The 13978-nt window shown below is 50.2% G+C and carries 13 protein-coding genes; 2 read left to right on the top strand and 11 right to left on the bottom strand.

The window, feature by feature from the left end; all coding sequences use genetic code 11:
• The first annotated feature begins 237 nt into the window (after positions 1-237).
• Positions 238-891, top strand: coding sequence for a ribose-5-phosphate isomerase RpiA (gene rpiA, locus METTU_RS09055; RefSeq protein WP_006891112.1), 654 nt, complete (start codon positions 238-240; stop codon positions 889-891).
• Positions 892-974: 83 nt separating this feature from the next.
• Here rpiA and gspD read toward each other — a convergent pair whose 3' ends face one another.
• The 11 genes from gspD to gspE form a co-directional block, all read right to left on the bottom strand.
• Positions 975-3113, bottom strand: a complete 2139-nt coding sequence (gene gspD, locus METTU_RS09050; protein ID WP_006891111.1) for a type II secretion system secretin GspD — start codon at positions 3111-3113, stop codon at positions 975-977.
• Positions 3110-3763 carry a hypothetical protein gene (locus METTU_RS09045; protein ID WP_006891110.1) on the bottom strand — a complete coding sequence of 218 codons (654 nt, stop codon included), beginning with the start codon at positions 3761-3763 and terminating at the stop codon, positions 3110-3112. The genes gspD and METTU_RS09045 overlap by 4 nt, the downstream gene beginning before the upstream one ends.
• On the bottom strand, positions 3760-4347 hold the full coding sequence (gspM, locus tag METTU_RS09040; protein WP_006891109.1) for a type II secretion system protein GspM: 588 nt from the start codon (positions 4345-4347) through the stop codon (positions 3760-3762). The genes METTU_RS09045 and gspM overlap by 4 nt, the downstream gene beginning before the upstream one ends.
• Positions 4344-5516, bottom strand: a complete 1173-nt coding sequence (locus METTU_RS09035) for a PilN domain-containing protein (protein WP_006891108.1) — start codon at positions 5514-5516, stop codon at positions 4344-4346. The genes gspM and METTU_RS09035 overlap by 4 nt, the downstream gene beginning before the upstream one ends.
• Positions 5491-6501 (bottom strand): type II secretion system minor pseudopilin, encoded by a 1011-nt coding sequence (locus METTU_RS09030; RefSeq protein WP_006891105.1) that lies wholly within the window; start codon positions 6499-6501, stop codon positions 5491-5493. The genes METTU_RS09035 and METTU_RS09030 overlap by 26 nt, the downstream gene beginning before the upstream one ends.
• Entirely contained in the window at positions 6498-7274 is a 777-nt protein-coding gene (locus tag METTU_RS09025) for a prepilin-type N-terminal cleavage/methylation domain-containing protein (RefSeq protein ID WP_006891104.1), read from the bottom strand. The genes METTU_RS09030 and METTU_RS09025 overlap by 4 nt, the downstream gene beginning before the upstream one ends.
• Positions 7271-7672, bottom strand: a complete 402-nt coding sequence (locus tag METTU_RS09020; protein WP_006891102.1) for a type IV pilus modification PilV family protein — start codon at positions 7670-7672, stop codon at positions 7271-7273. The genes METTU_RS09025 and METTU_RS09020 overlap by 4 nt, the downstream gene beginning before the upstream one ends.
• Positions 7665-8189, bottom strand: coding sequence for a GspH/FimT family protein (locus METTU_RS09015; protein ID WP_006891101.1), 525 nt, complete (start codon positions 8187-8189; stop codon positions 7665-7667). The genes METTU_RS09020 and METTU_RS09015 overlap by 8 nt, the downstream gene beginning before the upstream one ends.
• On the bottom strand, positions 8180-8653 hold the full coding sequence (gene gspG, locus METTU_RS09010) for a type II secretion system major pseudopilin GspG (protein WP_006891100.1): 474 nt from the start codon (positions 8651-8653) through the stop codon (positions 8180-8182). The genes METTU_RS09015 and gspG overlap by 10 nt, the downstream gene beginning before the upstream one ends.
• A gap of 12 nt (positions 8654-8665) precedes the next feature.
• Positions 8666-9880 (bottom strand): type II secretion system F family protein, encoded by a 1215-nt coding sequence (locus tag METTU_RS09005; protein WP_006891097.1) that lies wholly within the window; start codon positions 9878-9880, stop codon positions 8666-8668.
• A gap of 298 nt (positions 9881-10178) precedes the next feature.
• Positions 10179-11861, bottom strand: coding sequence for a type II secretion system ATPase GspE (gene gspE, locus METTU_RS09000; protein ID WP_006891096.1), 1683 nt, complete (start codon positions 11859-11861; stop codon positions 10179-10181).
• Between the two features lie 576 nt (positions 11862-12437).
• Between gspE and guaB the strand changes: the two genes are divergently transcribed.
• Positions 12438-13904, top strand: a complete 1467-nt coding sequence (gene guaB, locus METTU_RS08995; protein ID WP_006891094.1) for an IMP dehydrogenase — start codon at positions 12438-12440, stop codon at positions 13902-13904.
• Positions 13905-13978 lie beyond the last annotated feature (74 nt).

Genomic DNA, 13978 nt, shown 5'->3' with positions numbered 1-13978 from the left:
TAATTTATCGTAGCGGCATTTTTTAAAAATCAGCGGGGTAATCTTTGTATAGCGATCGAGATAAGTTTATCCTGTAAACGTAGGGTGCGCTGTGCGCACCTTAGCTCCCACGGTGCGCATGGCACGCGCTACAGCGGATGTCTTTCTGCCCGAGAGAACAAAACTTTTCCGGACAACTCTATCTGCTGTATTATCACACACCCTTTACATACCTATAACTAAAATCAGGATAACCTTATGACTCAAGATGAACTAAAGCAAAAAGTGGCTCAAGCCGCTTTACACTATATTAAAGATGTTGCCATTATCGGCGTAGGTACAGGTTCTACCGTTAATCACTTTATTGATTATTTGGTCGATTTCAGGGCGGATATTGAGGGCGCTGTTTCCAGCTCGATTGCAAGTACCGAACGCTTAAAGAAAATCGGCATCCCGGTGCTTGATTTGAATGCGGTGGGTACGCTGGACGTTTATGTGGACGGAGCAGACGAAGTCAATCCCCATAAACAGCTGGTCAAAGGCGGCGGCGGCGCGTTGACTCGCGAAAAGATTATCGCCGCAGCCAGCAAAAAATTCGTCTGTATTGCCGACGAGACCAAATGCGTCGATGTGCTGGGCAAATTCCCTTTGCCGGTTGAAGTCGTTCCGATGGCCAGAAGTTATGTTGCCCGAGAGCTTGTTAAATTAGGCGGTCAGCCGGTATGGCGGGAAAACTTTATTACCGATAACCACAATGTGATTCTCGATGTGCATAACCTGGATATTATCGAGCCGATCAAACTGGAACAAATCATCAACAATATTACCGGCGTAGTCACCGTCGGCATTTTTGCGATGCGCCCTGCGGATGTCGTGTTAATCGGCAAGGGTAATGAAGTAACTACGCTTTAAAATAGTTGGCAGCCGGCCGGGGCGCACTGCACCCGGCTTGCACCCCTGCATAACGCCATTTACCACAAAGTTTTTCTCATCGGCTATTCTACTGCCGGACTTCCTGGAGCAGCGGCTTTATACTCATAAATTCCGGTTAATTTGCGCTTGAATTCGTCAGAAATCAGCCTGGAATCCTGCTTGCTTTTTACTACGCGCGGTGTAATCAGAACAACGAGTTCATTTTTGATATTTTCTCTGTCCGTATTGCCGAATAATGGCCCTATCCATGGCAGCTCATTTAGCCAAGGAATTCCTCCAATTGCATTACTATTGTTATTGTCAATCAAACCGCCTAACACGATAGTTTCACTATCCTGTACAGCGACAGAACTCTCAATCTCTTTTTTCTGGATGGTGGGTGAAGTATTAACCCCTGTCTCCGTTTTGACAGCAGAGCTAACAGTTTGCTTTATGTCCATAATAACCATGCCGTTTGCATTGACCCTGGGAGTAACCTCCAGGGTAACGCCGGTATCCTTGTATTGTATTGAACTCTGTATAGCGGTGGTCGCTCCTGTGGTGCCACCACTACCGACGACGCTTCCTAACGTGCCTGTTTGTATCGGCACCTGATCGCCGACGTTGATTTTAGCTTCTTGATTATTCAGCACCATTAAAGAGGGTGATGAAATAATGTTGACATTGCCTTTATTAGCCTGGGCGCTTAACAAGGCATTAACTATGCCGGAGTTATAAATTGCGGTCAATCCGCCTGATGTAAAAGCCGCAGCACTTGCCGTGGCTATACTGCCTAGTGTAGCCGCGCCATTGCCGCTACTGATGCTACTGCCGCCATGATCTAAAAACCATTGTATTCCGTACTTTAATGAGTCTGTCAATTTCACGGAAACTATAGTCGCATCAATCAACACCTGTAACGGCAATAAGTCCAGCTGCTTGATAACAGGGAGAATAACTTCGTACTCCTGCGGCGTGGCGACAACAATGACCGAATTATTGGCCACGTCCGAAATAATTCTTACCTCGCCCACATTGGCAACCTCCGCCTCTCCGGTTGGCGTGGATGTTTTTGGAACGTTTTGTTTTTCAGGCGCTTTATTGGTTAATTCAGCCGCCTTTTCTCCAGGTGCAACTTTGGCGGATTTTTCTTTCTTGGCAGCACCGGTAAAAATCTCATTCAACGTTGCTGCCAGTTCTTCAGCATCGACATTTTGAACCCTATAAACATTCACTCCGCCGCCGGATGCAGTATTTGCCCGATCCAGGCGAAATATCCAGTTTTCAATATCCTTTAAATAGCCGGCCTGATGCGTAATCGCCATCACGGCATTCAATCTTTCAACCGGAATAAAACGAAAAAAGTTACTCTCTCCTTCCTTGCCCTCTTTACGAAAAATCTCCTCCAGTTCTTTAATAATAGTTTCCGGCTCAACATGGGCTAATGGAAACAGGCCAAAAGATTGTCCTTTCAACACATCGACATCAAAAACGCTGACCATGTCCATTACCCGTCCCAGTTCATTAGGGGTGCCGGATGCGATCAGGATATTGCGCGTACTATCGACATTGAGAATGGTCTTTTCCTGCACCAGTGGTTTGATCACATCGACAATATCTTGCACGGCGACATTTCTAACCGGAATAACCCTGACTTGAAAGCCGGACCTTCCGCCAGTATTGGGCGCTGCAAAACTGGAGCTGTACAGGGCTTCGCTGGCCGGTTCGATGTGGTAAATGCTGGCATCCTTAACCAGGACGGCATTGTTCATGCGCAGCAGCATTTCAAGGGTGGGAATCAGCTCCTCTTTACTTAAGGGATCGGTCGTTTGCAGGGTGACCTTGCCGGCCACCTTGGGACTGAGTACGTAGTTTTGTCCAAGGATGTCGCTTAAGATAACTTTGGCCACTTCACCCAAATCGGCTTCATCAAAATTGAGACTGTATGCACCCTCGCCGCGGCTTTGGGGTGTTCTATGCTGCGTTGCGGCTCCCGGTATAAACCGGTTGGTACCGGGAAACAACTCAGGCTTTTCCCGCGTTACCGCAGTAGCGGGCGCTTTGTTTTTCAGTTGTTCAATAGACACATCGGTTTGCTCTTTTCTCACCGGCGTCAACGGCAGTTTTGCCATAGGCTGAGGCCCGAGCGATTCACAACTTGACAGCGTTAAACCCAAGACCACCAAACAAGACGTTGTTGTTACTTTTTTGATATTAATCATTGTGGGTTTCCCTCCGGTGTATCTTCAGTATTATCTGTTGCAGGTTCTGGAATAGCTGCTGGAACAGGCGCTGGTGCAGGAGCAGTAGCAGGCGCGGGCGCCGGTGTACTCGGCGTTGGACTGTTTTCCCCCTGCGGTAATGCTTTTAATTTCGGCTTTCGAAGCAGTAGTTCCTTCTCGGTACTACCTTGTTTAAGCACGACCCGGTCATTTTTTATTTCAGTCAATTTCCAGCCGTCAATATCGTCGCCGACGGTTATTTTTCGAGTGTGATCTTTGACAAGCTTTGATTTAGGCCGACCGAATAAGGCCGAGACGGTTTTTTTTGTGCTGTAAATTCCGTTCAGTTGCCAATCAAAGCTCTCGGATTTAGAGGCGGCGCTTTGCGCTGTCTCCTGATTCGGCTCAGCTACCGGCCTTCTGTCTTTAATAAATAACGGCCTGGCAACCAGGTCAACGTAACTTTCTTCCGGCTGTTTGGTCAATTCTATTTCGGGCAACTCATCCGTTTTATAGTCTTGCGGTTTTTCCGAGGTAAGCGACGTCAGCAAACGGTGTCGCATATAGCTTGCATACAGCCACTCTCCGGTAATAATCAAGCACAGGCTAATGCAGGCGGATACCAGCAATTTCATGAGTTTATTATTCATTCCGGCAGCCTCCTCATAAAGCTGACCGCCTGAAAATTAATATTTAATTCGTTACTCGGTTCGATCTGGCGCGTTGTCCTGCTTCTTACGCCGCGCATCGGCCTGATCTCTATCTGATTGATAATAAGCAGCGGAGTCGATGTTTCCAGCTTGTACAGCACCGCCCGTAACACTTCGCTATTACCCGTCATCCTTACGCTGACGGTTATCCGGCTAAATTCATTTTTGGTGCTAAGGGGGAGCGCCTGAGTGCTGCTCAATTGCCCGCCTGCCTCCGTAATTACTTTTTTAATGAACTCCTGAACCTCGGCGGACGCTAAAGCGCCGGTACTCTGCCGGTTCAAAAGGCCACGATTTTGATACTGTTCTTTTATGGCGATCATGCTGGCAATGACAGCGTCTTTTCTTGCCAGAATCCGCTCATATTGCTGTATCCTGAAAACAAGATTATTTTTGGCGTCGAGCAGTTCCAATCCTTTGTTAGCCAGCGGCACTATAACGGCCAGACTGACAAGCAGTATTGCCGCAACCAATAGGGCGACGGCCAACCATCGCTGCATTTGCTTACTTCCGATGTCGATCACTTGCGTCTCCCGATAGCCAAGGACGGTGTGTATGCCAAAGCAGCCGGTGCGGCGTTCGATTGGGCGGGGGGAGCCGCAACCGCCGGGGTAACGTCAACGGTAACCTGGAAGCGCTCCTGCCCGCTGGCTTTATCCTGGGTGACCGGCGAGACAAACCGGGCGTTGGCAAACAATTCGGAGTCTTCCAAAACGCCGATCAATGCCGAAGCGGCGGGCGACTCGCCCTGTATTTGCAGATGCCCGTCCGAGTACTGTATGTAGGACAACCAGGTATTATCTTTGATTAGCGCACTTAAGGTATTCAACATCTCAATGACCGGTGGAGCCGCATTTTTCTCCGCTATCAATAGCCGTGTTTCGTCTATCATCGCATCGATCTCCAGCTGCAGGGCCTTAACTTCCTTGGCATCCTTTTCTATGGCATCGATTTTTTCCTGCAAGGCATTGACCGTTTGATATTCAAACAAGACCGGCAGCGCCAGCACCGCGCCCAACAATAAAAAGATCGCCGCAATCAGTGCCGTGTAAATCAGTCGCGGTGTATTTGCGGTTTTGTCCCTTAGGCTCTCCGGCAATAAATTGTAGCCGTCATAACGTTGCTCAAGATCATTCGGCGTCGCCTCGTAATCGACGAACAGCGGCGACATGTCCATGGCCTTGATGTCTTCATACAGCGCATCAAGCGTTTCCTTGGGCGTTAATACCAGCATGACCCTGATTTGTCCGGGTTCATGCTCGCCTTCCAGCGGCTTAACCGCAAAATAAACCTGTTCCGCCTTAAACGGCGTATAGCGGTCAAGTTCATAGGCGACAACTTGGGACAGGTTTTCTTTGACGGCAACCGGCAAGGCGAGTTCTTTTTGAATGGCCTCTTGCGCTGTTAGCCGAAGGATTAAATTCGCTTTAGCCAGCCGTTCATCGTTGGCTCGCAAGGCTTTATATTGCGCTATGCCCGAAGCGTTGCGCTCCAGTATTGCCAAAGGCTCGGCTTGCTCATTAAGTCTGTAGGTCAGCGCTAATTGATTGCCTTCGGGACGAACGATGATGAAGCCCCGTTTTTCATTAACCAACTGTCTGATCTTTTCAGGCACCAGAAAGTCAAGTTCGCGCAGCCACCAGCGGAAGAACTTTTTAACGTCCAGATCAATGGTTGAATTCAGGTTCGGCATACTGTCTCACAAGTAACTCATCTGTTTCATCTGTAAATAAGGAACCATCGACGGCGGCGTTACGCTGCCATTTCAGAACCTGAAACGGCGACGCCCCCGGAGGACTATCCGATTTTTTTATCACCGTATTGATGACGGCCGTTGTGCCATCATCCAACAGCGCTTCGGCAATAACCGCCATCACGCCTTGTTGCGCCGCGCCATTACCGGCAGCGACAGCTATTGCAGGCGCATTCTCACCCGTTTGTCCGGATACCCTATTAGAACCTACTACCGGAACTGTCGGCGCCGGTAGGCCGTTTATAGCACTTTCCCGCCTTGCTGCGATATATTCGTTTATCAATTCGGGATCCATTCCCGGCAGTACCTGCAAAACTTCTTGGGATGCCTGGGTCAAATCGACCTGCGGTTGTCCCGAATAGACTGTGACCCGGTTTTCAAGCCACTTGAAGACGGGATCATTCATACCCAATACCAGCTGTAATTCCTCAATAGACTGGAACGGCTTGTTGCGAGGCCCGTAGTTTAATCCTGCGTCTTTATATTCTTCTTTCTCCGCGCCCTCTATATGCATCAGGTCATCCGCATCACGCCAATCGAGAATCGCATTGACCAACCGGGTTTGCAACTGCTCATCAACTGGCGCGTGAACCATGAGCCCTTGTAACAGCGTCTGGTCCGCGCTGTTTAAATCCACCTTGCCTGCTTCAGAGAGTAGCCGAACTCTGACCTTCGAATCCGCGTAATCCAGTTGGTAAATGCTGCCATCGGTATGCCAGCGTTGTAGCGGGTCGGGATGCATTAGCATCAGTTCTGCAACGGCAAGCCCAGATTCCGCGATAGCCGCGGCCTGGGCATTATTACTGCTGCCGGTTACGATGCCCGCTTCCCGCCGCATACTCAGCGCAAAACTACCGGCCATAATGGTCAGCAGGCTCAACACCCACAAAACCAGAACCAGGGCGAAACCATCAGACCGGATCAATTGGGGGCCTCCGCCGGTGCGGCAACATTTGTCGGGTTGCCTTCAAGCGCTGTGCTGCCGGTTTCGCCTGTAACGTTAAGCGCTATAATCATTTCCGGCCAAAAAACGCCATTTGTCGTGTTGATGCTGATTTTGACCAATCGGGGGTGAACGCCTTTTTCCAGCCATTCATCCTGCCAGCTGCTTTTGCCCTCATCATCAGCGCCAAAATAAGCCAGCGTAAAATCGCTGACATGCCTTAACAAGACCTCCTCTTCCCGGTGCCACTCTTCACCTTCGGTTACCGGAAAAAACGGTGTTAGGGAAACCTTGATGACCTGTTCTTTATCTTCTTGCTGCGGCTGTATCGAAAACAGCTGCATACCCGCTCTACCGACACTTGCAGGAAAAACCGAGACAAACTGCAAGGACTTTTTTTTGCCTTGAAAAGAAAATGTTTTATTCTGGTTTTCCGTCGCGGTGCCCGATTCCGCCCGGCTTGCGGCAGACTCGCCATCCCCGGCGGAAAAATCATTCCATACAGGGAGGGCTGAGGATAAATGCCGCTGAAAAAAGTTATAGACTACGGCGACCTCATTGACTTCGGCTATTTTGTTTTCTCCCTGTTCCCAGCTTTGGGCGCAAATTCTCAAGCTGCTGAACAAGAGCACCACCATAATGCTTAATAGTGTCATTGCTATCAGAACCTCAATTAGCGTAAAGCCCGCCGCGGCGCTGGAAGAATGGCGCTTCGCCCTTCGCCCTTCGCCCTTCGCCTTGCTTGTACCGTTCATAACACCTTATTCACCAGTTTCAATGTTGTTAACTCAACCTGTCTACCGGCGGCACGGGCATCCTCCCCCCAGCTTACGACAACCTTAATCTTAAAAAGCACTGCCGTTATAGCCGTGACGTCTAAATTTTCAGCAGTGAACTGGAACGGGCTGACGGACACCCGCCAATGGTATTTTTCATTTTCCAGCCCGGTCGCTTCGCTTGGCTTTAAGGGCGCTTCAATGCCTGTTTGGGCCATTAGCGATTCAGCAATTTGGACGGCTGCGGTATATTCCTCGGCAACGCCTGCGGTATTAACACCGGCAGAAAATATCTTCAGCAAAATCCCCAAGGAAAGCGCCAGGATTGAAAACGCAATCAGGATTTCCAGTAAAGAAAAGCCGCATTGTCTATTCATTTTCAAGCTCAATTTGGCCGGTTAACCAATTTATATCGATTTTCCACGATGTCTGTCCCCGCTCCAGCGTGATTCTTCCTCCGGTAGAGGAACCATCGGCAAAAAAACGGATGTTCGCCGTGCCTTCCCCGGTTAATTCGGTTTGCGCAGTCACCACGGTGACATCAATACCCTTGGGTATTTGATAAAGCTTGTCCCGACCGCTGACCCTGTAACTGTTGTTACCAAGATCAAGGGCAACCGTGGTTTCTTGATGCGTCATTAAAGCCTGGCCTCTGGCATAACGCAGCGCCGATACCATATCTCGTGCCGCCGCCTTGATTTCTGTTGTGTCACTCCCTGATGACAGGTTAAGACCGATCACGGAAAAACCCAAAACAACGACAAAAAGCACTACGGTCAACTCCAGCAAGGTAAAGCCGCGCTGCGGCTTGCCTCCCACGTAGCGCGCAGGAACGAGACATCTTCCGCCTTTCGCCTTGCGCCTTTTGCCTTGCGCCTCAAAAATTATTCCCAACTAACAATATCCTGATCTTCGCCTTCGCCGCCTTCCTTGCCATCTGCCCCGTAGGTGAACAAATCAAATTTCCCGTGCTCGCCGGGAGCGACATAATGATATTCCTGCTGCCATGGATCCAACGGCATCTTGGCTTTGCGCAAATAAGGGCCATTCCAGCGTTTGGCGCTGTCGGGCGATTCAATGAGGGCCTTCAAGCCTTGCTCGGAACTCGGATAGTTGCCTAGATCCAGTTTGTACATATCCAGGGCGGCCGCCAGATCTTCAATCTGCACCTTGGCCGCTTTGGTTTTGGATTCGCCCATGTGCTTCATAACCTGCGGCCCGACTATCCCGGCCAGCATCGCAATAATGCCCAGCACCACCAATAATTCAAGCAGGGTAAAACCGCGGTGGCGAAGGGCTAAAGGCGAAAGGCGCAAAGAGCCTGCCTTTTTCGCCTCGTGCCTTAATATTTTTTTCATAATGTTTTCCTCTTAAAAAGCCAAATCATTAACACTCAGGATAGCCAGCAGAATCGATACGATGATGCCTGCAATCATCAATCCCAGTGAAATTATCAACGCCGGTTCCAGCAATGCCAGCATACGCTGTATTGCCACTCTAAGCTGTTTATCGTAAATCGTCGCCACCCGCAGCAGCATTTCTTCGAGACGTCCGGTCTCTTCGCCCATTTTTATCATTTGCATGGCCATCTTTGGGAATATGCCTTTCTCCAATAAGGCATCCGACATATTTCTACCCTGTTTCAACTGCTCTTCGGTGTCCTGAATGGCCGCCGCCAAAACCAGGTTGTCTACCGTTTCGCGAACGATAACCAGAGCCGCCAGTATCGAAACGCCATTACCCAGTAAAGTGCCCAGCGTGCGGCTGATGTTGGCGGTTTCCTTGTTCAGGATAATCGTCCCCGCCAGCGGCAGCTTCAAAAAACGCCCGTCCCAAATCTTCTTTTTTACCGGATCGGCCATCTGAAGGTTCATATAGCCGGTGATTAATATCACACCTAAAACCAGCATCCACCAATAGCTTTGCAGCCATTCGGCCAAGCCCACCACGATCTGGGTCGATACCGGCAGTGCCTTGCCTGCGCTTTCAAACATCTCGGAAAACTGCGGCACTACAAAAGTCAGCATCACAAACAGCGAGGCCAGCGACATGATCAACAAAATGGCCGGGTAGATCAATGCCGTACTGACCGTCTCTTTCAATTCACGGGAGCGCTCCAGATACTCGGACAAGCGCCCCAGTACTTCGCCCAGACTGCCGCCCGCCTCACCGGCGCGTATCATGTTCAGGTAAAACTTGCTGAAAATGCCGGACTGTTTTTCCAGCGCATCGGCCAAGGTTGCGCCGCCTTTTACTTTCTCCAGAACCCTGCCGATCAACTTGGTCACCCGCTCGTTGTCTTCAGTCAAGTCGATCAATACCAGCAAGGATTTATCCAAAGGCAAACCGGATTCCAGCAAGGTTGCCAATTCGCCGGTGAACAGGGCGATGTCCTTTTGCGATAATTTGGTCTGCTTGATGCCCAGCCTTAAACCCAGAAACGATTTGGCGCCGGCCGGGACTACGCGAATAGGAATGTAGCCTTCCGTCTGTAACGTTGCAATCAACTGCTGTTCATCAACCGCATCCCTGACGCCCTCTTCGGTTTCGCCCAGACTGTTAACCGCTTTATAGGCAAATAACATACGACTACTCAGCAGCAAAAGAATACGACTGCAGGGATGCAGGAGGTAGAGCAACGCAGGAGCGGTTGCCGAGAACACGGATGACGCGGATTTGACGGATTGTCGCTGATAAAGCTAAATCTTTGCTCCGTTTTTGCTAGTTCCCAAGCTCCAGCTTGGGAATTCGGTGCGGGAAGCTCCAGCTTTCCGTCTCGCGAAGCTGGAGCTTCGTCAACTGGGTTCCCAAGCTGGAGCTTGGGAACCAGCGTAACCACCCCCGTCATCTGTGTTCTATTAAAGTCGGCATATCCTAATAGCATTAGGTTTCCGACGTGACCCGTAGCACTTCTTCCAGCGTGGTAATGCCTTGCAGGGCTTTGACCAAGCCGTTTTCGTACATCGTTGTCATGCCTTCCTCAATGGCGAGTCTTTGAATGGCTCCGGCTTCTTCATGCGCCATAATCAATTTGCGGAGCGGATCGGTCATTTGCAGAAACTCGATAATCGCCAGCCGCCCGCGGTAACCTAAACCCCCGCATGACGGGCAACCTACAGGTTTGTATAAAACAATATCGCCTTCTGGCGTAAACCGCCTTAATCTCATGCCGTCGATAATGTCTTGGGATGGCGTATAGCGTTGCTTGCACGCAGGACACAGTTTTCTTACCAGGCGTTGCGCCAATATGCCGTTAACGGTGGAGGTGAGCAGGTATTCTTCCAGGCCCATATCCAGCAAGCGGGTTACACCGCCGGCCGCATCGTTAGTATGCAGCGTCGATAATACCAAATGCCCGGTCAGCGCCGATTGCACGGCGATTCTTGCGGTTTCCAGATCGCGCATCTCGCCGATCATGATTACGTCGGGATCTTGCCGCACGATAGAACGCAGCGCCGACGCAAAGGTTAGGCCTATTTGCGGTTTTGCCTGAATCTGATTGACCCCGTCCATCTGGTATTCGACCGGATCTTCAACGGTGATGATTTTTCGCTCGGAAGTGTTGAGTTGTTTTAACGCGGCATACATCGTGGTGGATTTTCCGCTACCGGTAGGGCCGGTAATCAGGATAATCCCGTGCGGTTGGGACAGTACCTCGATAAACTGCTGCAAATGTTTGCCGGAAAAGCCCAGTGCGGCAAAATCCAGTACCGTAGTTTCCTTGTCCAGCAAGCGGATCACCACGCTTTCGCCGTACATCGTCGGTATGGTCGAAACCCGTAAATCCAGTTCCTTGCCCAGCATTTGCACTTTGATGCGGCCATCCTGCGGCAGACGGCGCTCGGCGATGTTCAGCTTGGCCATGATCTTGACCCGCGAAATCACCGCTGCGGTGGATTTGACCGAAGGCGCGTCTATTTCCTTTAACACGCCATCGACACGCAGCCTGACTTTTAGCGATTGCTCAAAGGGCTCGATGTGAATATCCGAGGCCCTGCTTTCAATCGCCCGCTGCATGATCAAATTGACCATTTTGATCACCGGCGCTTCACTGGCCAAGTCTTTTAAATGCTCCAGATCTTCCTCGCCCAGATCATCGACGGCCAGATCGTCAACGAGTTTATCCATTTGCGAGCGGCCTTCGCCATACTGCACTTCCAGCGCCGCATCGATTTCCGAAAGCAGGCCGACTTTGGCGATGATGTTTTTTCCGGTCGCCAGCTTTAACGCGTCAATGACAAAGCGGTCTTCGGGGTCCATCAGTGCAACGGTGATGTCGTCATTGTGAGTCAAGCCGATGACATGGTAGTTTTTTAAAAACCGTAACGGTACGGTTTCCGGCAGCTGCATTTCCAGCGGATAGTGATCCGGTGTAACCTTTTCAAAGCGGCCCGATTCAACAAAAGCGTCGGCTACATCAAGCTCCGAACACAGCCCCAGTTTGACCAGCAACTGCGGCACACTTTCCGATACAGATGTCTTCTGTACGCGCTCGACTTTTTTTAATTCTGCGGCAGAAAGCTTCTGTCTATGCTGCAAAACGGTTAACAACGATTCATATGCCATTATCCAAAAAGACCGGTTGGTATTGTAGTTAGTGTCAGTAGGTTAGAGTGTTCGACTTGTTCAATCAATAAGTGCTATCACCTATCGAATGAACCTGCGATTTAGCTTAATGCTTTATATTAACAAAGTCTCAGGTAGTTTTTAATTCCAAGCGATTTTCTTGGGATTAAAATTTCTGCTTTTAAGTTGGGCTGTCTTGGTGCGGGGCTAAAAACCGGTTTTCGCTCATAACGACAATAAAAATTTTGCAGGCTCATTGATGTCCTTAATTATTTATATAGATTGACGATTAAAGCAGGCTTAAGCGCATTGATTGAATCAATGGAGGGCATACTTGAGTGATTTTTAAATTTTAGTGCGGCCTAAAATAAATTCAGATAGCTGCCTATAAAGCCACGAGGGTGTTTACTCACAACGGCCGTGGCTAATAAACCTAAACGCTAGATGCCGAAAACGCACATCTCCTCAACCGAAAATTCCGCAATTATGCAACAAATCATGGGTTTCGCTCGCGCTCTACCCATCCTACGATGTATAATGCGCGGTTATTTTTCACTGAGTTATAAGGTGTGGTTTATGCAAATTATTCAGGAAGCGCTCACGTTTGATGACGTTTTATTAGTGCCTGCGCACTCGACTGTGCTGCCACGCGACGTAGAAATGAAGACCCAGCTGACGCGGGGCATTACGCTCAATATCCCTCTGGTTGCGGCGGCGATGGATACGGTTACCGAAGCCCGGCTGGCGATTGCGATTGCCCAGGAAGGCGGTATCGGCATTATTCATAAGAATATGACGGCCGAGCAGCAGGCGCGTGAAGTCCGTAGCGTTAAAAAATACGAGAGCGGAGTGATTAAAGATCCGATCACCGTTACGCCGGATGTGAGCATACGGGACGTGATCACCTTAACCCGATCCAAAAATATTTCCGGCGTACCGGTGGTCAATGGCGATGAGTTGGTCGGTATTGTGACCAGCCGTGACTTGCGCTTTGAGACGCGCTTTGATGAGCCGGTTTCAAAAGTCATGACGCCCAAAGAGCGTTTGATTACGGTGGGTGAAAATGCCGATCGTAAAGAAGTGATTGCCTTGTTACATGAACATCGCATCGAAAAAGTGCTGGTGGTCAATGATGCTTTCCATTTGCGCGGCATGATTACGGTAAAAGATATACAAAAAGCCAAAGATTACCCGTTGGCCTGTAAAGACGAACAGGAACGGTTGCGGGTCGGCGCGGCAATCGGTACCGGGCAAGGTACGGAAGAGCGTGTCGCCGCCCTGGTTGCCGCCGGTGTGGACGTGATTATCGTCGATACCGCTCACGGACATTCTCAAGGCGTATTGGACAGGGTGCGTTGGGTAAAGCAGAACTATCCTGATGTGCAGGTTATCGGCGGCAACATTGCCACGGCGGCGGCAGCGCTGGCCTTGGTTGAGGCAGGCGCGGACGGCGTTAAAGTCGGCATCGGCCCCGGTTCTATCTGTACGACCCGTATTATTGCCGGTGTCGGTGTGCCGCAAATTACCGCAGTCAGCAATGTCGCCGATGCGCTAAAAGGAACCGGCGTGCCGTTGATTGCCGATGGCGGTATCCGTTATTCCGGCGATGTCGCCAAAGCGCTGGCTGCCGGTGCCTATGCGGTGATGTTGGGCGGTTTGTTTGCCGGAACCGAGGAAGCGCCGGGAGAGATCGAGTTGTTTCAGGGACGGTCTTATAAATCCTATCGCGGCATGGGTTCTTTGGGCGCGATGTCGCAACAGCAAGGTTCCAGCGATCGCTATTTTCAGGAAGAAACCGATTCGGCTGAAAAATTGGTGCCGGAAGGTATAGAAGGCCGGGTACCGTATAAAGGCAGTTTGCTGGCCGTTATTCATCAGTTACTGGGCGGTATTCGTGCCAGCATGGGTTACACGGGCAGCCAAACCATTGCGATGATGCATGAAAAAGCGCAGTTTGTGCGGGTGTCCAGTGCCGGTATGCGCGAAAGCCATGTGCATGACGTGACCATCACTAAAGAAGCGCCTAATTACCGGATGGAGTGAGTTTAGGCGAAAGACGAAAGGCGAAGGGCTAAAGGTTGACCTAATTTTGAAGCTCGGTTTTTTCGCCTTTCGTC

This window comes from Methylobacter tundripaludum SV96 (assembly GCF_000190755.2).
Classification (GTDB): domain Bacteria; phylum Pseudomonadota; class Gammaproteobacteria; order Methylococcales; family Methylomonadaceae; genus Methylobacter_A; species Methylobacter_A tundripaludum.
The sequence above is the reverse complement of the archived record's forward strand: the minus strand, read 5'-3'. Positions and strand labels throughout refer to the sequence as shown.